Source organism: Bradyrhizobium embrapense (assembly GCF_001189235.2).
Taxonomy (GTDB): domain Bacteria; phylum Pseudomonadota; class Alphaproteobacteria; order Rhizobiales; family Xanthobacteraceae; genus Bradyrhizobium; species Bradyrhizobium embrapense.
On record NZ_LFIP02000009.1, the window covers coordinates 158,234 to 179,750 of the forward strand.

Sequence of the window (21,517 nt, forward strand, 5' to 3'; positions counted from 1 at the left end):
GCAGCGATCGGGTGAGGGGACTCGCCGCGCGTTCAACTTTCACCATCTTTGCGGAAGCGCCCCTCACCCCAACCCTCTCCCCGCAAGAGCGGGGCGAGGGGAAGGAAGACCATGCCCCTGCAAAACCGCGTCACCCCGACTGGCGATATCGTCGCTACCCATCATCGCGGCACCTTCACCGGCAATCGCGGCATCATCCACGACCCCGCGACGCGGACGCTGCTGAACAGGCGCTGGTCGTCGCCGGCGTGGCTCACCTGCGTCTGCGAGTTCAGGGGACGGCGGCGTGAGGTGATGAGCCGGCAGAGCTGGACCGAGCTGTTCTTCCTCGATGAGGCAACCGCATTCGCGGCCGGGCACCGGCCCTGCTTCTACTGCCGCCGCGACGACGCCAAGCGGTTTCGTGCCGCGTGGGAGGAGGGCAACGGCGTGAGCGACCTCAGCGCCAAGGCGATGGATGCGGTGCTGCATGCCGAGCGGCTCGACCGCGGCAAGAAGCGGCTGCATCCGCTGCCGAAGCCGATCGATGAGCTGCCCGATGGCGCGATGGTGCAGGCGAACGGGGAAAGCTTTCTCGTTGCCGGTGGCAAGACCTTGCGCTGGTCGTTCGCCGGCTACGTGCCGGCCGACGCGACCGCTCCCGCCATGCTGCTGACGCCGCCGTCGACCGTTCGTGCGTTCCAGGCCGGCTATCGGGCGGTGCTGCATCCGAGCGCGGCGGCTGTTTTGGGCTGAGCCGCCCGCGCTGCGCCTACGCCAGCCGCTGTCGCGCCAGTTTCGCGCCGTTACCGAGCGCGATGAGCTTGGCTTCGGCGATATCGCGCCGCATCGGGGCCATGCCGCAATTGGTGGTCGCGATGATGTTGCGCTTCGGCACGTATTTCGCCACGGCCTCGATCACCTTGACGACGTCCTCCGCAGTCTCGACCTCGTCGCTGGCGACGTCGATCACGCCGGCCTGCACGATCTTGCCGGGCAGCGCGGCGAGCAGCTCGATCGGCACCTTCGAATTGCGGCACTCGATCGCGACCTGCTGGATCGTGCTCTTGTCGATCACCGGGAAGGTCGCTTCATATTGCCGCCATTCGCCGCCGAGCGTCTGCTTCCAGTCGGTGTTGGCCTTGATGCCGTAGCCGTAGCAGATATGCACAGCAGTCGCGCAGGAGAGGCCTTCGGCGGCGCGCTCCAGCGCCTTGATGCCCCAGTCGCGCACCTCATCCATGTAGACATTGAACGCAGGCTCGTCGAACTGGATCATGTCGACGCCGTCGGCCTGCAGCGCCTTGGCTTCCTGGTTCAACAGCTCGGCGAAGGCAAACGCCATCTTGACGCGGTCGCCGTAATATTGGTCGGCGATGGTGTCGATGATGGTCATCGGACCGGGCAGGGTGAATTTCAGTTTGTTTTTGGTGTGGGCGCGCGCCGCGCGCGCCTCGCTTTCATGGACGCGGCCCTTGAGCTGCAGCGGCGCGACCACCTGCGGCACCATGGCTTTGTAGCGGTCCTTGCGGATTCCCATCTCAACCTTGTGGGCGAAGTCGATGCCCTCGATCCGCTCCAGAAAACCGTGCACGAAGTGCTGGCGCGCCTGCTCGCCCTCGGTGACGATGTCGACGCCGGCATCTTCCTGCAGCTTGACCGCTAGCACCGTGGCGTCGCGCTTGGCGCGGGCGAGCTCGGCGCCTTGCGATTTCCAGGGCGCCCACAGCATGTTCGGCTCCGCGAGCCATTCCGGCTTCGGCAGGGAGCCTGCGATCGTGGTTGGAAACAGCATGGGTGCCTCCCGATGGGTTCTGATTGAGCGCCTGTGTGCCATGTCCTAGAGTGGAGGTACAGAACAACAAAAGTCTTTGTGATGGGGAAGTGGACGCCGATGATCGACCTGCACTACGCGCCGACGCCGAACGGCTGGAAGATCTCGATCATGCTGGAGGAGCTGGGGCTGCCCTATCAGGTGATCCCGGTGAACATCCGGGCCGGCGAGCAGTTCCGCCCGGAATTCCTGGCGATCAGCCCGAACAACCGCATCCCCGCGATCGTCGACCATGCGCCCGCCGACGGCGGCGGGCCGTTCTCGGTGTTCGAGACCGGCGCGATTCTGATCTATCTCGCCGACAAGACCGGCCGCTTCCTGTCCAGGGAGCTGCGGGCGCGGTCGAACGTCATTCAATGGGTGATGTGGCAGATGGGCGGCCTTGGGCCGATGCTCGGCCAGCACGGCCATTTCGCGCTCTATGCGGCCGAGAAGATTCCCTACGCGATCGAGCGCTACCGAGACGAGACGGCGCGGCTCTATGGCGTGCTCGACCGCCAGCTCGGCAGGACCGGCGCTCATATCGCTGGCGATGACTATTCAATCGCCGACATCGCCTGCTTCCCCTGGACCATGACCCACAAGGCGCAGGGCTTCACCCTCGACGACTACCCGAACATCAAGCGCTGGTACGCGACCGTGCGTGCCCGCCCGCAGGTGCAGGCGGGGCTTGCGATCGGAAAATTCGTCAAGGAGCCGTTCGACGAGGAGTCACGCAAGAACATGTTCGGCCAGCGTGCGAAGGAGCTGGTCGAGAAGAAATGACCGTCGTCATTCCGGGGCGCGCCCCGGAATGACGAAAGAGAGAGAACTACAACAAAAGGAAACGCCATGATCGAATTCTTCTTCGACTGCTCCAGCCCGTGGACCTATCTCGCCTGGCACAACATCCAGCCGCTGGCGAAAGAGTTCGACGCGCCGATCAGCTGGCGGCCGATCCTGGTCGGCGGCATCTTCAACACCGTCAATCCGTCGGTCTACGCGCAGCGCGAGACGCCGGTGCCGCTGAAGGCGCGTTACATGAAGAAGGATCTGGCCGACTGGGCGCGCTCGGCCGGGCTGGCGATCAAGATGCCGCCGACCGTGTTCCCGGTGAACAGCGTCAAGGCGATGCGCGGCTGCATCCTTCTCGGCAACGAGAAGATGGTGCCGTTCGCGCGCGCGGTGTTCGAGGCCTATTGGGGTGACGACAAGGACATCTCGCAGGACGCGGTGCTGGCCGAAATCTGCAGCAAGCTCGGGATCGATCCGGCGCAGTTCTTCGCCGGCATCGGCGACCAGGCGATCAAGGACCAGCTCAAGGCCAACACCGATGAGGTGATGGCGCGCGGCGGCTTTGGCTCGCCAACGATCTATCTCGACAAGACCGACATGTATTTCGGCAACGACCGCCTGCCGCTGATCCGCGAGGCACTGGCACGCCTCAAGGCGCGAGCCGCCTGATGCCGAAAGCCGTTGTTTGCCGAGAGCTCGGCCCGCCCGAGCGTCTTCAGCTCGAAAATTTTGCCTCGATGTCCTTGCAGCCGGGACAGGTGCGCGTCGCCATCCGCGCCGCCGGGATCAATTTCCCAGACATCCTGATGGCCGCCGGCGAATACCAGCTCAAGCCGCCGCTGCCGTTCACGCCGGGCTCGGAAGCTGCCGGCGATGTCGTCGAGGTCAATGACGCAACCGGGGTTGCCGTCGGCGACAAGGTGATCGTCAAGATGCGCTTCGGCGCCTATTGCGACGAGACCGTTGCGACACCGTCGCAGCTCGTGCCGGTGCCGTCGACCTTCGACTATGCGGAAGGCGCGACCTTCCTTGCCGCACACGGCACTGCGTATCACGCGCTGATCGACCGCGGACAGATCGAGCCGGGCGAGGTCCTGCTGGTGCATGGCGCCGGCGGCGGCGTCGGGCTTGCCGCGGTCGAGATCGGCAAGCTGCTCGGCGCCACCGTGATCGCGGCGGCCTCATCCGAGGAGAAGCTGGCGATCGCCAAGCAACGCGGCGCGGATCATCTCGTGCTCTACGCGCGCGAGCCGTTCCGCGATGCTGTGAAGCGCCTCACCGACGGCCGCGGCGCCGATGTCGTGTTCGATCCGGTCGGCGGCGAAGTGTTCGAGAACTCGATGCGCTGCATCAACTGGGGCGCGCGCATTCTCGTCGTCGGCTTCACCGGCGGCATCGGCCTTGCCCGCACCAATCTGTTGATGATCAAAGGCGCGAGTGTGCTCGGGGTTCGCGCCGGCGAGGCGGTGCGGAAGGATCCTGCGCTCGGCGAAGTCAGGTTCAAGGCGTTGAGCGAATGGGCCGAGGCGGGCCGGGTGCGGCCAAATATCTCACACCGGCTGCCGCTGGAGGATTACGCGAAGGCGATGCGGCTCCTGATCGAGCGCAAGGCGATCGGACGCGTGGCGCTGATGATGCAGTAGTTCGTCATTGCGAGCGAAGCGAAGCAATGGATTGCTTTCGTCGCTTTGCTCCTCGCTATGACGGCTATGCTTTAGTGAATTCCCCATCTCGCAGGAATGCGATGGTCTGCGCGATCGCATCCTTGTTGCGCACCAGCCAGGGATGTGATGTGCGGATCACGATGTGATCGGCCATGCCGTCGAGCCGGGTGTTGGCTACCGACACCCGGCCGTCATGCGGCCGCGGCATGCCCATGGATGTGATCGGATAGACTGAGCGGTTGCCGGCGATGATGCCGGCCTCATAATCGATCGCCGGCAGCAATGCGCTGGTCGCGGCATCGCGGCGGGTGACGAGCTGCTGTCCGGCCGGGCCGAAGAAGGCGCGATAGGCCGCGAGGTGTTTCAGGCGGTCGGCGATCTCGCTGCCGCCATTCGGCGTGCCCAGCATCACGACGCGGCCGAGCCGCGTGGGCCGATATCTCGCCAGGTAGACGCGCGCCAGCAGGCCGCCCATCGAATGGCAGACGAAATGCACGGAGCCGTCGCAGCTCTGGGCGAAGTGATCGAGCGAGGGGTGGATATCTTCGGCCAGCGCTTCGAGCCCTTTGCGCCGGCTGTCATAGTCGAGATTGAGGGTGGCAAAACCGGCATCCTTGAGCGCCAGCTCCATCCTGCGAAACGAGCGCGCCGTCCTGCTGATGCCGTGCAGCAGGACGACGCCGTCCGGGGTGGACGCCGCGGGACGCCGTTCGCTCACTTATACTCGCGCTCTTGCCACCACGGGAAATAGTCGGGCATATCCGACGAGACCTTGTTCTTGAACTGCGCCGGGCGCTTCTCCAGGAACGACACCACGCCTTCCTTGACGTCCTCGGAGCGGCCGCGGGCATAGATGCCGCGGCTGTCGACCTTGTGCGCCTCCATCGGATCGTCGGCGCCCAGCATGCGCCACATCATCTGGCGGATCAGTGCCACCGACACCGGTGCGGTCTTGGCCGCGAATTCCTTGGCGAGCGCGCGTGCGGTCGGCAGCAGGTCGTCGGGCGGCACCACCTTGCTGACGAGCCGGCCGGCGAGCGCTTCCTGCGCCGGGAAGACGCGGCCCGAGTAGCACCACTCCAGCGCCTGCGAGATGCCGACGATGCGCGGCAGGAACCAGCTCGAGGCGGCCTCCGGCACGATGCCGCGCTGGGAGAATACGAAGCCGAAGCGCGCGGCTTCGGAGGCGATGCGGATATCCATTGCGAGCTGCATGGTGACGCCGATGCCGACTGCGGGACCGTTCACCGCGGCGATGACAGGCTTCAGGCACTTGAAGATGCGCAGCGTCACCTGGCCGCCGCCGTCGCGCACCTGAGGATCGCTGTAGTCGACGCTGCCGTCGGAATTGCGCTTGACCGGACCGCGCCGCGCATCGCGGTCGAAGGTGTTGGCGCCGGAGGAGAGGTCGGCGCCGGCGCAGAAGCCGCGGCCTTCACCGGTCACGATGATCGCCCTGACGTCGTCGTCCTTGTCGGCTTTGTCGAACGCATCGATCAGCTCCTGCTGCATCGTGGCGTTGAAGGCGTTGAGCTTGTCGGGCCGGTTCAGCGTGATGGTCAGGATCTGCTCGGCGACCTCGTACTTGATCGTCTCATACGCCATGGGAATGATTTCCTTCCTTCGATCTATTTGTCATTGCCGGGCTCGACCCGCAATCGATCTCTTCTTTATGAAGAAGATGGATGCGCGGGTCGAGCCCGCGCATGACAATTTGGAAGGCCGAGGCGCTACTTCTTCGGCGGCGCAGGCCACGGCTTCTGCAGGCCGCGCAGGCCTTCGAACGCCTTGCCCATGCCGAGCACGCCGATGTCGTCGAAGCGGCGGCCGATGATCTGGACGCCGATCGGAAAGCCCTTCTTGTCGTAGCCGCCGTTGATCGACAGCGCGGGATTCTCCGACATATTCCACGGCACGGTAAAGCAGATGTGCTCGAACGGCTTTGCCGGGTCGTTGAGCGGTGCTGCGAACTCTGCCGGGAAGTTCACCACCGGCGACACCGGCGAGATCACGTAGTCGACCTCGCAGAACAGTTTTGCGGCCGCCGCGCGGATCGCCATCGTCTGGTTGAAGCCGCGCACCACGTCGACGCCGGAGAGCTTTGCGCCGGCCTCGGCCCAGTTGAGGATATAGGGCAGCGTCTTGCCGCGATCAGCCTGCGACAATTTCGACAACTCGTCCCAGGTTCGCACACGCCAGAAATTGTCGAGCCCTTCGAGCATCTCCGGCGTCAGGATGCCGTCGATCTCGGTGATGACGGCGCCGGCGGATTCGAACGCCTTCGCTGCCTTGACGACGATTTCGCGAACCTCCTTCTCGACCTTCTGGCCGGAGCCGGCGTCGAGCATCAGCCCGATGCGCAGCTTGCGCGGCGACTTCTCCAGCGCCTTCCAGTTCACCTCGAGCGCCGGCAGGCTCATGCCGTCGCGGCGATCGGGGCGCGACAACACGCTCATCATCAGCGCGGCGTCGTCGACCGTGCGGGTCATCGGCCCTGCGACGCGGCCGACATAGGGCGGGTCGATCGGCACGCGGCCGAGGCTTGGCTTCAATGCGACGAGGCCGCACCAGGAGGCCGGCAGCCGCACAGAGCCGCCGATGTCGGTGCCGAGATGCAGCGGACCATAGCCGGCTGCACCCGCAGCGCCCGCGCCGGCGCTCGAGCCGCCCGGGTTCTTGCTGACATCCCAGGGATTGCGGGTGAGGGGATGGAACGACGACAACCCCGACGACAGCATGCCGTAATCCGGCATCGTAGTCTTGGCGAAGATCACGCAGCCGGCTTCGCGCAGCCGCGCCGCCGGCGGCGCATCCTTCTCGGCCGGCACGAGCTTGACGCTGGCAGAGCCCAGCGGCACCGGCTGGCCTTTGGTGGCGACGTTGTCCTTGATGGTGACGGGCACGCCGTCGAGCGTGCCGGCCGGCTCACTCTGCTGCCAGCGCTCGGTCGCGGCCTTGGCGACCTTCCGCGCGCCGTCGGGGTCGTACAGGTACAGCGCCTTGATGTGCGGCTCCCAGGTCGCGACCTGGGAGATGATTTCCTCGAGCACCTCGGAGGGCGAGAACTGTTTCGCACGATAGCCGGCGAGCAGGTCGACGGCCGAAAGATCGTGCAGCGACGTGATGGCGTCCCCTTTCGGCTTATGCATGCGCACCTGCCGGCATACGTTTCTCGATGATGCGGGCGAACATGCTGGCGCCGATCGGCAGGATCTTGTCGTCGAGAACGTAACCGGGGTTGTGCACGGGCACTGAACCGTCATGGCCGACCCAGAAATACGCGCCGGGTATGGCCTGCATCATGTCGGCGAAATCCTCGCTGCCCATCTTGGGCGTCGAGCGGGTGATCACCTTGGCCGGATCGACCACGGTGCGCGCGACTTCCTCGACGACGCGGGACTGCTCTTCCTGGTTCACCAGCACGCTGAAGCCGTCGCGGATCTCGACCGAGATTTCGGCGCCATAGGCCACCGCAAAGCCGGCGGCGATTTCGCGCATGCGCTTGCGGATCAGCTCACGGATCTCGTCGGAGAAGCAGCGCACCGTGCCGCACATCCAGGCTTCGCCGGGAATGACATTGTACGCCGAACCGGAATGGATCTGCGTGATCGAGAGCACCGCAGCCTGCAGCGGATCGACGTTGCGGCTGACGATCGACTGCAGGGCCTGGCCGAGCGTCATTGCGATCACGACCGCATCCTTGGAGCGCTCCGGCATGGCGCCATGCGCGCCGTAGCCCTGGATCCTGATGTCGAAGAAGTCGGCCGCGGCCATTGCCGGGCCCGGCAGGATCGCGATCTCGCCATGGTTGAGGTCGGGCGCGTTGTGCAGGCCATAGACCTCGTCGCAGGGGAACTGCTTGAACAGGCCGTCCTTGATCATGGCGCGGGCGCCCCCGAGGCCTTCCTCGGCCGGCTGGAAGATGAAATGCACGGTGCCGTCGAAATTGCGGGTCTCGGCGAGATAGCGTGCCGAGCCGAGCAGCATCGTGGTGTGGCCGTCATGGCCGCAGCCATGGAAGCGGCCGGGAATGGTGGAGCGCCACTTCAGATTGGTGTTCTCCTCCATCGGCAGCGCGTCCATGTCGGCGCGCAGGCCGATCTTCTTGCTGCCGTTGCCCTTGCCCTTGAGCACGCCGACCACGCCGGTGCCGCCGAGGCCGCGATGCACCTCGATGCCCCAGCTCGCGAGCTTCTCGGCGACGATGCCTGACGTGCGGACCTCCTCGAAGCCGATCTCGGGATGCGCATGCAGATCCCGTCTGATGGCGGTGAGTTCGTCGGCAAAACTGTCGATGCGCTCAATGGTCGGCATGGTCTCTCTATCCGTTTGTGCGTGATGGGGAGGAGGGGGTGAAAGCTGGGCCGTTAGGCTTGATACGAATGCCCGGTCGCAAATGTTTCCACGGCAGCGTCGCGGGATCGGCCGGCATCGGGCCCGGCGCGGCGCAGATCAGCAGCTTCTCGGCGATCGGCTCGAAATCGGCGCGGAAATGCACCGAGCTCTTGTTGACCAGGATCTTCTGCGCGGTCGGCTCGATGCCGACATAGCGGTACATTGCCTGGTCGGCAAGCTGGGCCTTGTAGGAGCCGACCACGACCCGGACGTCGCCGATGCGCAGGCAGGCCGAGGGTCCCATATCCATGTCGCGGCCGCCGTAAAACGGCCCCGGTGCGACGAACCTGCCGTCCGAGAGTTGTTCGACGACGAAGGTCTCACGGTACGGCGTGTCGCCGGGAATGCCTGATTTGCCGCCGAGCTCGAGCGTGACTGATGCCCCGACGCCGGCCGCATGGGCGGCCTGCGCCGATGCCGAATCGCAAATCACGCCGGTCGCGGCACTCGCGCCGTTGCGCACCAGCGCGCGCAGCATGCCGGTGGTGTCGGAATTGCCGCCGGCGCCGGGATTGTCCTGGGTGTCGGCGATGACGATCGGTTTCGTCGCCAAGCGCGCCAATTCCATCGCATGGCGGACGCCATCGTCGGGCGAATAGATGCGGCCATCGAAGTCGTCTTCATGGCCTTCGACCAGCGCGAGGATGTTGTCGGCAGCGGCGTCCGCATCGGCCTGGGTCCGGCCGTAGGCGAACACGCTCGGACCACAATCCCTGAAATCGGCGGCCGGGAAGCCGAACGCAAACGAAAGCGTCGGCACCGCCTCGCTCTGCAGCGCGACGACCTTTTGATAGATGCCCCTGGCCGGCTGGTCGTTGGTGCATTGCCAGCTGATCGGGATCAGGAACGGCACTTGGCGGAACGCCTTGGCGAGGCGCTGGCCGGACTTGAGCAGCAGAGCCAGGTGCCTGGCGCAGGCGCGGCCGGTGTCGGCCATGTCGACATGCGGATAGGTGCGGTAGGCGATCAGCGCATCGGCATGCGCGATCATTTCGGGCGAGACATTCGCGTGCAGGTCGAGGCTCGCGACCAGCGGCACATCCGGACCGATCACCTTGCGGACGCGGGCAAGGATTTCACCTTCGCCGTCGTCGAGGTGCTCGGTCACCATGGCGCCGTGCAGGTCGAGATAGACGCCATCGATCGGCCCCGCAGCGGCAATGCCGTCGACAATCTCCGTCACGATGCGCTCGAAGGCATCTTTCGTCACATGGGCCGACGGAGTTGCGCCGGCCGCGACCGTCGGGGCGAGCTCCCAGCCATTGGCTTCCGCGGCCTCGACGAATCCGGCGAGGCCGGCATTGATCTTGCGCATGACCTTGAGCACGTCGGCGCCGTGCGTCATCGACGGCCAGCCGCCGCCATGCACGAAGTCGTCATAAGTTGCCTTCGTCGGTGCGAAGGTGTTGGTCTCGTGCAGGAAGCCGCCAACGGCAATGCGGGTCATCAAGTTGGTCTCGGTACGTTTCTTCGATCGTGGTGCGATCGGAACGGTGCGCGCCACGATCTCGTTTCGTTGGTTTGAGCGCGAACTTTCGGGGAGGCCAGTGTCCGCCCTCCGGCTCACGCTCTAGCGCGCGACGTTAAGCGTGTCGTCGCGCCAAGCGCAAGCCGTCGAGCACTTCCGGATTTGCATGCCCTATGGGCGTAAAGGCCCAAGGCAGGCCAAAGCCTGCGATCAAGGCAGAGACCGCGGCAGCGGCCGAGGCTACGGCTAAAGAATTAGGCCGTGGCCAGAGCGCTTTCCGAAACGGGACGGAAATTCGCAAAATCCCAGCCGCGCCCAGGGGCAGCCTCGAGCAGCGCCCGGGTGTAGGCCTGTTGCGGATTGGTCAGCACCTCGGCCGCCGGTCCCTGTTCCACGACGCGGCCACGCTGCATCACGGCGACGTCGTCGCAGATCTGTGCGGCGACGCGCAAATCATGCGTGATGAACAACAGCGCGATGCCGAGCCGGCGCTGGATCTCGTCGAGCAGATTGAGAACCTGCGCCTGCACCGAAACGTCGAGCGCGGACACTGCCTCATCCGCCACCAGCACGTCGGGATCGAGCGCCAGCGCGCGCGCGATCGCGATGCGCTGGCGCTGACCGCCGGAGAACTGGTGCGGATAGCGCGAGATCGCGTCGGGCGGCAGATGGACGAGCTCGAGCAGCTCGCGGGCGCGCGCCAACGCATCCTTGCGCGGCATGCCGTAATTGATCGGGCCTTCCGCGATGCTCTCGCCGACGGTGACGCGCGGATTGAGCGAGCGATACGGGTCCTGGAAGATGATCTGGATCTTCTGGCGATGCGGCTGCAACAACCGGCGCGACAGGTCGGAGATCTCGCGGCCGGCGAGCCGCACCCCGCCCGAGGTCGGATCGATCAGACGGACGATGCAGCGCGCCACCGTCGACTTGCCGGAACCGCTTTCGCCGACGATGCCGAGCGTGCGGCCCTTGCGCAAGGTGAGCGTGACGTTGCTGGCGGCGGCGACCTCGCGGGCCTTGCCGTACAGCGAGCGCTCCCGGTAGACCTTGCTGAGCTCGTTGGCTTCCAGCACAACCGGCTCCTTGGTCTCCGGGCGCGGCGGGCGCGGCACGAGGCTCGGCACCGAGGACAACAGGTTGCGGGTGTATTCCATCTTCGGATTGCGCAGCACGTCCTGCAGCGGTCCGGCTTCGACCAGCCGGCCGTGCCGCATCACGGCGACTCGGTCGGCGATCTCGGCCACGACACCCATGTCATGAGTGATGAACAAAACGGCCGTGCCGTGGTCGCGCTGCAGGTCGCGGATCAGCGTCAGGATCTGCTTCTGGGTGGTGACGTCGAGCGCGGTGGTCGGTTCGTCCGCGATCAGGAGCTTCGGTTCCAGCACCAGCGCCATCGCGATCATGATGCGCTGGCGCTGGCCGCCGGACAGACGGTGCGGGTAGGAGGAGAAGATGCGCTCCACATCGGGCAGCCGCACATGCTCCATCATTGCCAGGATCTTCTGACGCCGCGCACGGGAGTCGAGATCGGTATGGGCACGCAGCACCTCGTCGATCTGGCGGCCGACCGGCACCACCGGATTGAGCGCGGTCATCGGCTCCTGGAAGATCATCGCCATCCGCGTCGCGCGCAGTTGCCTCAAGCGCCGGTCGGTCGCGGTCAGCAGTTCCTCGCCGACCAGCTTGACGCTCCCACCCGACGGCACCAGCGTGCCCTTCTGCAACAGGCCCATCGTGGTGAGCGAGGTCACCGACTTGCCCGAGCCGCTTTCGCCGACCAGGCACAGCGTCTCGCCCTCGCACACCTGCAGCGACAGGTCGTCGATGATCCGATGCGCGTCCGCCTTGCGGCCGAGGCCGACGATGAGGTTGTTGATGTCGAGGACGACGTTGGAAGAGTTGGTATTGGTCACTTGCCCTCACGCTGTTTCATGCGGGGATCGAGCGCGTCGCGCGCGGCGTCGCCGATCAGATTGATGCTGAGAATGGCGATCGAGAGCAGCAGCCCCGGCCAGAAGATCAGCGACGGCTTGACCTGGAAGAAGGCGCGGCCCTCGGCCATGATGTTGCCCCAGGTCGGTGTCTCCGGCGAGATGCCGGCGCCGAGGAACGACAGGATCGCCTCGGTCAGGATCGCCGATGCGCAAACATAGGTGCCTTGCACGATCAGCGGCGCGATGGTGTTCGGCATTAGATGCCGCCACATGATCTTTGGCAGGCTGGAGCCGAGCGAGATCGCGGCCTCGACATAGGGCTCCTCGCGCGCGGTCAGCACCACCGAGCGCACCAACCGCGCCACGCGCGGGATCTCGGGGATGGTGATCGCGACCATCACGGTCCAGATGCTGGCGCCGGACAGCGACACCACGGCGATCGCGAGCAGGATGGCGGGGATCGCCATCAAGCCATCCATCACGCGCATCATCACCGCATCGACCCAGCGGAAGAAGCCGGCAACGAGGCCGATCAGGAGGCCGACGACGATCGAGAAGACAGCGGAGCCGAGCCCGATTACGAGCGAGATCCGTGCGCCGTAGATGATGCGCGACAACAGGTCGCGTCCATAGGCGTCGGTGCCGAGTAGGTATTGCGCGCTCGCCGGCTTCAGTCGTTGCGCCGGCGTCAGCAAGAGTGGATCATGCGGCGCAAGGAGCGGCGCGAAGATCGCCATCAGGATGATCAGCGCAAGGCAGATCGTCGCAACCGCGATGATCGGCGTCGAAGTGAGGAAGCCGAGCTTGACGCGGAACGGCCGGGTGACGGGGATGGTGGATTCGGGAAGGGTTTCGATCGCCATTGCTCAGTACCGGATACGAGGATCGAGCAGGGTGTAGGCGAGGTCGATCAACAGATTGACCGCGACATAGATACCCGACGTCAGGAGGATCATGGCCTGGATCACCGGATAGTCGCGCGCCAGCACCGCATCGACGGTGAGGCGGCCGATGCCGGGCAGGTTGAACACGCTTTCGGTGACGACGACGCCCGAGATCAGCAGCGCGAAACCGGAACCGATCACGGTGATGACCGGGACCGCGGCGTTGCGCAGCGCATGGCGCAGCAGCACGCCGGTCTCGCCGATGCCCTTGGCACGCGCCGTGCGCACGAAATCCTCACCCAGCACGTCGAGCATCGAGGCCCGCGTCATGCGCGCGATCAGCGCGACATAGATGAAGGAGAGGGTGCAGGTCGGCAGGATGATGCGCTCGAAGAACGGACCGAAGCCGGCGGAGATGCTCTTGAAGCCCTGCACCGGTACCCAGCGCAGATCGATCGCAAAGACTTGGATCAGCACATAGCCGATCACGAACACCGGCACCGAGAAGCCGAGCACCGAAAGCCCCATCACGCAGCGGTCGATCCAGGTGCCGTGCTTCCACGCCGCGATCACGCCGAGCGGCACCGCGACCAGGATCGAAAGGACGATGGTGGCGAGCGCGACCGAGATCGACGGCTCGAGGCGCGGGCCGATCATCTCGAGGATCGGCTTGTTCGAGATCAGGGAGACGCCGAGGTCGCCGTGCAGCAGCTTGGCGATCCAGGTGTAGAACTGGATGTAGATCGGCTCGTTCAGACCAAGCGAGGTGCGGATGCGATCGAGCTGTTCAGGCGTTGCATTGTCGCCGGCAAGAATGGCGGCCGGGTCGCCCGGCGTCAGCCGCAGCAACAGGAACACGAACAGGGCCACCACGCCCATCACGGGAACGGCGGCGAGGATGCGGCGGATCAGATAGCCGAGCATCGCTGCTATCTCCTGCCGTCAGATGGTGCGAAGCGAAGGCTGGGCCGCATCATACTCATGGTGTCCCCGTGATGTGTCTCATGCGCTTCTGCGTCTTGTCTCAAAGCCAGCGCGAACGTGATGAATTTGCAGGCAAATACTGTGCCAATGGCGACGTTATATCAAGGCGCGGTTCGGGCCGTTGGAGGCCTCCCTTGGTTTGAAGCTGCTATTTCGAATTGCACTTGTCGTCGTGTGCCACCGACCTGAAACGACAAGTTCATTCACGCTCGCATCACGCCGCACCAATTGGCGACGAACAGCGCGATGCTCTTGGTTGTCTTGCGAAGGCTGTCGAGCTCGACACGTTCGTTGAACGCATGTGGGCCGACACCGTAAGGACCATAGCAAAGGGCAGGGATGCCGTAATCGACGCAATAGTAGCGAGTGTCGTTGACGGCCGTCGACAGGCGCTCCTGCATCGGAGCCTGGAAGATGGATTGATGGGCTGCCGACAGCGCTGCTTCCGCTTCGCTGCCAGGCTCGCACACCGCCGCGTCGGCTTGAAAGCCACTCCACACCAGCTCAGCCGGATTGTCGGACAGGAAGTCGTCGGCCTTGTGCGCCTCAGTTAGGCATTCCTCGATGCCGCGCATCGCCTGCTGCGGCGTCTCGCCGGGCAACAGGCCGAGCCGGCAATCCAGTTCACACCACGCCGCGGTCGAACTCGCCCAGTCGCCGCCCTTGATGATCCCGACGTTGAACTTGATCGGATTCTTGACGCTGCGGAACCAGCTGTTGTCGAGTGCCCGGGCATTGAGCGCCTTGGTGTAATCCTGGAACGCGCGCACCAGATGCATCGCCGACAGGATGGCGCTGGTGCCGGCCTCGGAATAGGCGACGTGCACCGGCGTGCCGCGAACGCGCAGGCGAAACCAGACGGCGCCGACCTGGGCGCGCGTGAGCGTGTGTCCAGTCGGCTCGGGAATGAGGCAGGCGTCGGCGCGATAGCCGCGCATCAAGGTCGACAGCGCGCCGTTGCCGGTGCTCTCTTCCTCGGTCACGGTCTGCAGATGGACGCGCCCGCCCGGGGCGTACCCGGCGTCTCTGAAAGCGTCGAGCGCGAAGATCATCGCCGAGACGCCGGCTTTCATGTCCTGCGCGCCACGCCCGAACATCCAGCCGTCTCGCACGGCGCCCGAGAACGGCGGCTGCTCCCAAAGGTCGGCGGGTCCCTCCGGCACCACGTCGATATGACCTTGCAGGATCAGACTGCGTCCGCTGCCTTTGCTGTTGAGCGTCGCAACGACCTGCTGCGATCCGGCAAGGTCGATGCCGTCCATCGGCGCAGCCTTCGGATGGCTCATCAGGTTGACGTCGGCAAGGCTGAACGTATCGACGTCGTAGCGGCGCTTTGCGAATTGCTCCGCCAGCCAATGCTGTTGCGGCGCTTCCTGGCCGCGCAAGCTGCGGAACTGCACCATGCGCGACAGGAACGCGACCTGATCGTCGAAGTTTCGATCGACGGCCGCGCACAGCTCTGCGGCAATCTGATCCGGCTTGGTCAACGTCCCGGTTGTCATGTCGCGCCTTTCGTGGAGCCCAGCGCAGCGGCCTGAGCGTTGACCGTTTCGGAAAGGCGGCGCACCGAGTTGGTGTGCGTGCGGGAGGCGAGGTTACGTACCGGTCCGCCGAAGAGATCGCCGCCGGCGCAGCTGCCGTCGGGATTCCTGCGTTGGACCGCAATGCCATGCGTGCCCGCTACCCCGATGCGCATTGCCCCCTCCCGCGCTGAAACACTTTTCCCCATCGTGACGCTAGACTTTGTCATGCGGTGTTTCTCAGCGAATTCCAACCTGGCCACACGCAAATACGCACATATTCTTCCTCTTCGGTTGGATAATTAGGGGAAAGCTGCGCGGGTGGTCTTGGTCGCATCGACCTGCGACGGCACCATGGAGGGCGTGTCGAGGTCGCGCCAGTCATCGATCGCTCCTGCGACCATCTGCGCCGTCGCAGCCGACAGCGTCCAGCCGAGATGGCCGTGGCCGGTGTTGTAGAACACACCCGGAATCCGTCCGGCACGAACCACCGGCATCATGTTCGGCATCATCGGGCGCAGGCCGGCCCACGGCACGACTTTCGAGGTGTCGATGCCGGGGAAATGCTGCCGCACCCAATCGACCAGCGGCTGGATGCGATCGGCGCGGATGTCGCGGTTGAAGCCGTTGAACTCGGCGGTGCCGGCGACGCGGAAACGGTCGGCGCCGAGCCGGCTGGTGACGATCTTCGCGGCTTCATCGAGCAGGCTGACGGTCGGCGCAGCGTCCCGGCTTTGCGGCGCATCGAGCTGCACGGTGATCGAATAACCCTTCACCGGATAGACGTTGACGCGGTCGTTGAGCAGGCCGGCGAAGTGGCGGCTCGCGACGCCGGCGCAAATCACGATGCCGTCCGCCTGCAACTCATGTCGCGTCGCGCTGTCGGCATCGTGTGAAGTGGCTTGGCTCCAGCCGATACGGAAGCCGCCGTCGTCGCGTGCGATGCTGTCGACGTCGGCTTCATGGACGAAGCTCGCGCCGCGGCGGATGCAGGCGTCGGCGAGGCCGCGCGTGAACTTGTGGATATCGCCGGTCGCGTCCGACGGCGTGAAGAAGCCGCCATAGCAGGTCGTCTGCAGCGCGGGCTCGATGCTGTGGATCTCGTCCGCCGTCACCGGCCGGCGGTCGAGCCCGCCTTGCTGCAGCAGCGTGTTGACGCGCAGGCCAGCCTCGAAGCCGGCCTTGTCGTGATAGACGTGCAGGATGCCGCGGCGTTCGAGATCGAAGGCGATGTTCTCGCGTTGGGCGATCGAGAACAGGTGCTTGCGCGCTTCGATTGCGAGCCGCGTCGTCTCGATGGTGTTGCTGCGATAGCGGCCGATGCTGCCGACGAATTCGCCGATCCAGGAATATTTGTGCCAGCTCGGCTTCGGATTCATCAGCAGCGGCGCGTCGCTTCTGAGCATCCAGCGCAGCCCCTTGAGGATGGTCGCTGCGCTGTTCCACACTTCTGCGTTGCTGGCGGAGAGCTGTCCGCCGTTGGCGAACGAGGTTTCCATCGCGGCGTAGCGATGTCTGTCGAGGACAGTCACCCGGTAGCCGCGCTCCAGCAGGGCATAGGCCGTCGTCACGCCGGTGATGCCGGCGCCAATGATAGCGATGTGAGGCATGGTGGTCTTCAGGCTCCCGTGGGTTAGAGTCGCCGAACCGCCGGTGAAACCGGTTGTTTCGACGCCCCATCTGTCACGGTACCTGAGAGCTTGATCCGCATCGGGCGCGGGCCCGATGGCGAACTATCCCCTTCGGTGGACGAATGGCCCTTGATGTACGGCCAAGTCGTCTCTCTCCAGATCGTCCTGATGAAACGGTCCTTTTGCCTGAGAGTTTCCGGGGCGGTTGCTCCGTCGGCGCTGAAGCAAAAGCACGAATGCCATTGCTTCAGTCTCTCCCGCATCATCGCGTTGGACGGCCGGACCGTAGGCGAAGCCTCAAAATTGAACAAGGCCAAATTTCGATCCGGCTGTGCCAAACTGTTGTGCAGTGCAAATCAGCCTTAGTCGAGCGTTGCGAGCAGCGCTGCCATCAGACGGCCGCGCTCGGCGAGGCTGTCGACTTCGATATGTTCGTTCAAAGTGTGGGCGTCGGCACCGCGTACGCCGAGGCCGTCGAGGGTAGGGATGCCCATCGCACCGGTGAAGTTGCCGTCGGAGCCGCCGCCGGCGCTGCCGTGCGGCAAATCAAGACCCATGTCGGCGGCGAGACGCTTCGCCTTTTCATAGAGCGCCATGGTGCCGGCATCCGGCTCCCACACCGGGCGCGTGACGCCGCGCGTCACCTTGAATGTCACGTCATTTGCCGTGCCGGACAGCGCCAGCATGCGCTCGACGCCGCGGTCGAGATCGGCCTGGCGCTTGGCCATGCTGAGCGCTTCGCCGGTGCAGGTCGTTGCGACGCAATTGACCCATTGGCCGCCATGCACGATGCCGACCGAGAAGGTGCAGTCCTCGGTGGTCATGCCGTCGATGGCGATGATCTGCCGGGCCATTTCGCGGATCGCGGAACGGCCGGACGAAAGCGTCGCGCCGGCATGGCTCGGCTTGCCAGTGGCTTCCAGATTGAAGCGCGCGATCGCGTAGCGGCCGGTGACGACACCGTTGTTCGGCCGGCCGGGCTCCGGCACCAGCACGTATTTGTTGCGTGCGGCTTCCGCCTCGATGATGTCGCGCGTCGACGGCGTGCCGACCTCTTCATCGGGCGTGAACAGCACCGTGATCGGCAGCGGCGTCGTGAAGGAGGCGCGTGCCAGCTGCCTGATCGCCTCGATCGACAGATAGTTGCCGCCCTTCATGTCGAAGATGCCGGGCCCGAAGCACTTGTTGCCTTCGCGCCGCCATGCCAGCTTTTCGATGGTGCCGACCGGATGCACGGTGTCCAGATGGCCGGCGATGAGGATGCCCGGCTGACCTTGTTTCGGATGGGGAAAACGGGCGCGGACGCAGCCGGCAAACCCCTGACGCCCGGCGATGCGTTCGATCGTCGCACCCATGATCGCCATCTCGCGCGCGGCGAGATCGAGCATGCGCTCGACCGCGGCCGCATCCCATGTCGGGCTCTCGCATTCCACCCAGCTGCGCAGCCCCTGCAGCATCGCTTCGGAATCAAAAGGAAGATTGGCGGGGTTCATGTCTTTTCTCTCTTGTTGTTTGTTCGCGCCGATACGCGTTCGCGTGCGTTACGAAAAGCTCCGAAGACGACTTTGTAAAGTCAAATGCGCTGCACCCGCCGTTCATTCGTTCGTATACGTTCGATCCTGCCGGAAACCGATTGACGCGCATTGCGCTTGATGCAAGTCTCGATTTCACAAGCCATACAGCATGTTAGTTCGCCTAAATAACGAACCGCATGCATAACGAATAAGCCGGCTTTGACCAGTTACACGTCAGGAGAGATTGCATGTTCCCTATCTCGCGTTGGAAGCACCGCACGCTAGCGGCTGCGTTGACGGCGCTCGCGCTGTCGTTCGCGCCGCAGGAATTGTCGTTTGCGCCGCAGGCCGTGGCCGCGGACAAGACCATCACCGCGGTGATGCATTCGGATCTACGGGTCATCGATCCGATCCTGACCACCGCCTACATCACGCGTGACCACGGCTACATGGTCTACGACACGCTGATCGCGACCGATTCCAACTTCAAGATTCAGCCGCAGATGGCGGACTGGAAGGTCTCCGACGACAAGCTCACTTACACGTTCACGCTGCGCGACGGCCTGAAGTGGCATGACGGCGGGCCGGTGACCGCCGAGGATTGCGTGGCCTCGCTGAAGCGCTGGGCCAAGGTCGACGGTATGGGCCAGAAGCTGATGGATTTCACGGCGAGCATCGAAGCCACCGATGCGAAGACGATCACGCTGAAGCTGAAGGAGCCCTACGGCCTGGTGCTGGAGTCGATCGGCAAGCCTTCGTCGCGCGTCGCCTTCATGATGCCGAAACGGCTGGCCGAGACGCCGCCGGACAAGCCGATTCCGGAACAGATCGGTTCGGGTCCGTTCAAGTTCGTGCAGGCTGAATTCCAGCCCGGCGTGAAGGCGGTCTACGTCAAGAACAAGGATTACGTGCCGCGCAAGGAGCCGGCGAGCTGGACCGCAGGCGGCAAGGTCGTGAAGGTCGACCGCGTCGAGTGGGTCACGATGGCCGACGCGCAGACCGCGCTGAATGCGCTGCAGTCAGGCGATATCGATTTCCTGGAGAACCCGTCGCTAGACACGCTATCGGTCCTGGAAGCCGACAAGGACATCAAGATCGAGACGCTAAACAAAGCCGGCTTCCAGACGCTGGGCCGCATGAACTTCCTCTACCCGCCGTTCGACAACATCAAGGTTCGCCAGGCGGCGCTGCTGGCGGTCAACCAGAAGCAGGTGCTCGACGCGCTGGTCGGCAATCCCAAGTATTACAAGACCTGCGTCGCCTTCTTCATCTGCGATACGCCGTTCGCGACCGATGTCGGCGGAGAGACGTTGTTGAAGGGCGGCGACATGGCGGCGGCCAAGAAGGCGCTTGCCGAGTCGGGCTATGATGGAACGCCTATCGTCATCATGGCGCCCGGCGACGTCACCACGCTCAAGGCGCAGCCGGTTGTCGTCGCCCAGCAACTGCGCGACGCCGGCTTCAAGGTCGACCTGCAGGCGACCGACTGGCAGACTGTGGTGACCCGTCGCGCCAGCCAGAAGCCGCCGAAGGAGGGCGGCTGGAACATGTTCTTCACCAACTGGGTCAGCGCCGACGTCTCCAACCCGATCGCCAATCTCTCGATTGGCGGCCAGGGCAAGAATGGCGGCTGGTTCGGCTGGGCCGAGGATGCCAAGATCGAACAGCTGAAGGATGCGTTCGTCCGCGCGACTTCGCTCGACGAGCAGAAGAAGATCGCGGCCGATATCCAGAAGGAAGCCTACGAGCAGGTCATCTACATCCCGCTCGGCCAGTATCAGGGACCGAGCGCATGGCGGAAGTCGCTGACCGGTGTGCTCGACGGACCGGCGACGCCGATCTTCTGGAATATCGACAAGTCCGAGTAGGCTTCAGGCTTCACGCAATACAAACGGCCGGGACTTGTCCCGGCCGTTTACGTTTCGCGCAGCCGCTCCGCGGCGGCGGTCGCTAATTCGCATGGCCTGATTTGGCGCGGCCCGCGCTCGACAGGCTCGAGAGCTGGGTCTGTCCGACACCGGCGCCGTTGACCCAGACCATTGCGCCTGCGGCGAACGCCAGCAATCCGCACAGCACGATCGCGCCGCGAAGCCATAGCCGGTAGATCGCGCGCTCATGGGGTGGCGCATCGCGGAATCTCTGTGCGTTGAGCCCGTTGCTGCAGTGAGCCGCGTCGTCACCGTGCTCGAGGACAGAAGCGCCATGATCAGGCGCGTCGACAATCTGATTGCGACCGGCAATCCGATTGCTGTTCGCAATCGTCATCGCCTATCTCCAACTCATTGATTTCGAAATGTGAGGGCCGCGAAATGTGCGGCCAGAACTTTCCAACGCCTCAAGACTACCACGTTCGGCGATCGCGGCATGTGAACCGCACCACAGCCGGAAGACACGATGTGGTGATGCGAACATCGAGATACCGTGCGTACCTGACCAGCCGGTCGGCGCGCACTGGCATACCAAATTGATTGACGCCGGTTTTAAGGTTCCCGTTAGTATTGCGTCGTAATCTGGCCGCCAGTTTGTGTACCTACCGCGACAGGCCCATGGCCGACGACCATAGCAGGCCCACGCCGGCCAATGCGCAACAGCCAATGCCGACCGAGCAGCGCCGTGCCGGCGCGCGCCGCCGCGTCCTCAAGTCGGGAGCGATCGAGTTCGGCAATGAAGCGATCGCCTGCACGGTCCGCAATCTCTCGCCTCAGGGCGCCTGCATCGAAGTCAACTCACCGCTGTGGTTTCCCGACTGCTTCACCCTCGGCGTCGACGGCCAGCGGTGGCCGTGCCGCATCGTGTGGAAGAAGCAGAAGCGGCTGGGACTGGCGTTCGGTTAGGGCTCCATCCCCGGCGGGCCGCGTCGCGCCGATTTGCACGAACAGTTGTCGTCTATTTCACAAACTACCCAAGGTTACCGGGGTATGGTCCAACGG

Annotated in this window: 20 protein-coding genes and 2 riboswitches; of the genes, 6 read left to right on the forward strand and 14 right to left on the reverse strand. The window is 64.6% G+C overall.

What is annotated here, in order from left to right:
* Nucleotides 1-111: 111 nt before the first annotated feature.
* Nucleotides 112-735 (forward strand): hypothetical protein, encoded by a 624-nt coding sequence (locus AKN83_RS30660; protein WP_050406381.1) that lies wholly within the window; start codon nt 112-114, stop codon nt 733-735.
* A 16-nt stretch (nt 736-751) separates the two neighbouring features.
* On the opposite strand, the gene AKN83_RS30665 is transcribed toward AKN83_RS30660, so the two are convergent.
* On the reverse strand, nt 752-1,774 hold the full coding sequence (locus tag AKN83_RS30665) for a methionine synthase (RefSeq protein ID WP_050406382.1): 1,023 nt from the start codon (nt 1,772-1,774) through the stop codon (nt 752-754).
* 99 nt (nt 1,775-1,873) lie between these two features.
* On the opposite strand from AKN83_RS30665, the gene AKN83_RS30670 reads away from it, so the two are divergent.
* From AKN83_RS30670 to AKN83_RS30680, 3 genes are all read left to right on the forward strand, one after another.
* Nucleotides 1,874-2,578 (forward strand): glutathione binding-like protein, encoded by a 705-nt coding sequence (locus AKN83_RS30670; protein WP_050406419.1) that lies wholly within the window; start codon nt 1,874-1,876, stop codon nt 2,576-2,578.
* Nucleotides 2,579-2,644: 66 nt separating this feature from the next.
* Nucleotides 2,645-3,256, forward strand: coding sequence for a 2-hydroxychromene-2-carboxylate isomerase (locus tag AKN83_RS30675; RefSeq protein WP_050406383.1), 612 nt, complete (start codon nt 2,645-2,647; stop codon nt 3,254-3,256).
* The gene (locus tag AKN83_RS30680) at nt 3,256-4,230 is read left to right on the forward strand and encodes an NADPH:quinone oxidoreductase family protein (protein ID WP_050406384.1); all 975 of its coding nucleotides are present in this window, start codon (nt 3,256-3,258) and stop codon (nt 4,228-4,230) included. The genes AKN83_RS30675 and AKN83_RS30680 overlap by 1 nt, the downstream gene beginning before the upstream one ends.
* 64 nt (nt 4,231-4,294) lie before the next feature.
* Here the strand turns inward: AKN83_RS30680 and AKN83_RS30685 are convergent, their stop codons facing one another.
* The 12 genes from AKN83_RS30685 to AKN83_RS30740 all read right to left on the reverse strand — a co-directional run bounded on the left by AKN83_RS30685 (nt 4,295) and on the right by AKN83_RS30740 (nt 18,566).
* The gene (locus AKN83_RS30685) at nt 4,295-4,969 is read right to left on the reverse strand and encodes an esterase/lipase family protein (protein ID WP_050406385.1); all 675 of its coding nucleotides are present in this window, start codon (nt 4,967-4,969) and stop codon (nt 4,295-4,297) included.
* Nucleotides 4,966-5,856 carry a crotonase/enoyl-CoA hydratase family protein gene (locus AKN83_RS30690; protein ID WP_050406386.1) on the reverse strand — a complete coding sequence of 297 codons (891 nt, stop codon included), beginning with the start codon at nt 5,854-5,856 and terminating at the stop codon, nt 4,966-4,968. Before AKN83_RS30690 ends, AKN83_RS30685 begins: the two co-directional genes overlap by 4 nt.
* A gap of 125 nt (nt 5,857-5,981) precedes the next feature.
* Nucleotides 5,982-7,400, reverse strand: coding sequence for an amidase (locus tag AKN83_RS30695; protein WP_050406387.1), 1,419 nt, complete (start codon nt 7,398-7,400; stop codon nt 5,982-5,984).
* Nucleotides 7,393-8,565 carry a M20 aminoacylase family protein gene (locus AKN83_RS30700; RefSeq protein ID WP_050406388.1) on the reverse strand — a complete coding sequence of 391 codons (1,173 nt, stop codon included), beginning with the start codon at nt 8,563-8,565 and terminating at the stop codon, nt 7,393-7,395. The genes AKN83_RS30695 and AKN83_RS30700 overlap by 8 nt, the downstream gene beginning before the upstream one ends.
* A 7-nt stretch (nt 8,566-8,572) precedes the next feature.
* Nucleotides 8,573-10,093, reverse strand: a complete 1,521-nt coding sequence (locus AKN83_RS30705) for a M81 family metallopeptidase (protein ID WP_050406420.1) — start codon at nt 10,091-10,093, stop codon at nt 8,573-8,575.
* A gap of 275 nt (nt 10,094-10,368) precedes the next feature.
* The gene (locus AKN83_RS30710; protein ID WP_063695601.1) at nt 10,369-12,033 is read right to left on the reverse strand and encodes an ABC transporter ATP-binding protein; all 1,665 of its coding nucleotides are present in this window, start codon (nt 12,031-12,033) and stop codon (nt 10,369-10,371) included.
* Nucleotides 12,030-12,917, reverse strand: coding sequence for an ABC transporter permease (locus tag AKN83_RS30715; protein ID WP_050406389.1), 888 nt, complete (start codon nt 12,915-12,917; stop codon nt 12,030-12,032). Before AKN83_RS30715 ends, AKN83_RS30710 begins: the two co-directional genes overlap by 4 nt.
* Nucleotides 12,918-12,920: 3 nt before the next feature.
* Complete coding sequence (locus AKN83_RS30720) at nt 12,921-13,862, reverse strand: ABC transporter permease (RefSeq protein ID WP_050406390.1); 942 nt, start codon at nt 13,860-13,862, stop codon at nt 12,921-12,923.
* Nucleotides 13,863-14,125: 263 nt separating this feature from the next.
* The gene (locus AKN83_RS30725) at nt 14,126-15,424 is read right to left on the reverse strand and encodes an ArgE/DapE family deacylase (RefSeq protein ID WP_050406391.1); all 1,299 of its coding nucleotides are present in this window, start codon (nt 15,422-15,424) and stop codon (nt 14,126-14,128) included.
* Nucleotides 15,421-15,618 carry a hypothetical protein gene (locus AKN83_RS30730; RefSeq protein ID WP_050406392.1) on the reverse strand — a complete coding sequence of 66 codons (198 nt, stop codon included), beginning with the start codon at nt 15,616-15,618 and terminating at the stop codon, nt 15,421-15,423. The genes AKN83_RS30725 and AKN83_RS30730 overlap by 4 nt, the downstream gene beginning before the upstream one ends.
* Before the next feature lie 126 nt (nt 15,619-15,744).
* A complete protein-coding gene (locus AKN83_RS30735; protein WP_050406393.1) occupies nt 15,745-17,052 on the reverse strand; it encodes a D-amino acid dehydrogenase in 1,308 nt (435 codons plus the stop codon).
* 68 nt (nt 17,053-17,120) lie between these two features.
* Nucleotides 17,121-17,234, reverse strand: a riboswitch (glycine riboswitch).
* Between the two features lie 3 nt (nt 17,235-17,237).
* Nucleotides 17,238-17,343: riboswitch (glycine riboswitch) on the reverse strand.
* A 92-nt stretch (nt 17,344-17,435) separates the two neighbouring features.
* A complete protein-coding gene (locus tag AKN83_RS30740) occupies nt 17,436-18,566 on the reverse strand; it encodes a M20/M25/M40 family metallo-hydrolase (RefSeq protein WP_050406394.1) in 1,131 nt (376 codons plus the stop codon).
* Nucleotides 18,567-18,835: 269 nt separating this feature from the next.
* On the opposite strand from AKN83_RS30740, the gene AKN83_RS30745 reads away from it, so the two are divergent.
* Nucleotides 18,836-20,455: an ABC transporter substrate-binding protein gene (locus tag AKN83_RS30745; RefSeq protein WP_050406395.1), complete on the forward strand. Its 1,620-nt coding sequence runs from the start codon at nt 18,836-18,838 to the stop codon at nt 20,453-20,455.
* Nucleotides 20,456-20,537: 82 nt separating this feature from the next.
* Here AKN83_RS30745 and AKN83_RS30750 read toward each other — a convergent pair whose 3' ends face one another.
* Nucleotides 20,538-20,852, reverse strand: a complete 315-nt coding sequence (locus AKN83_RS30750) for a hypothetical protein (protein WP_050406396.1) — start codon at nt 20,850-20,852, stop codon at nt 20,538-20,540.
* Nucleotides 20,853-21,133: 281 nt separating this feature from the next.
* On the opposite strand from AKN83_RS30750, the gene AKN83_RS30755 reads away from it, so the two are divergent.
* Nucleotides 21,134-21,421, forward strand: a complete 288-nt coding sequence (locus AKN83_RS30755; protein WP_244522164.1) for a PilZ domain-containing protein — start codon at nt 21,134-21,136, stop codon at nt 21,419-21,421.
* Nucleotides 21,422-21,517 lie beyond the last annotated feature (96 nt).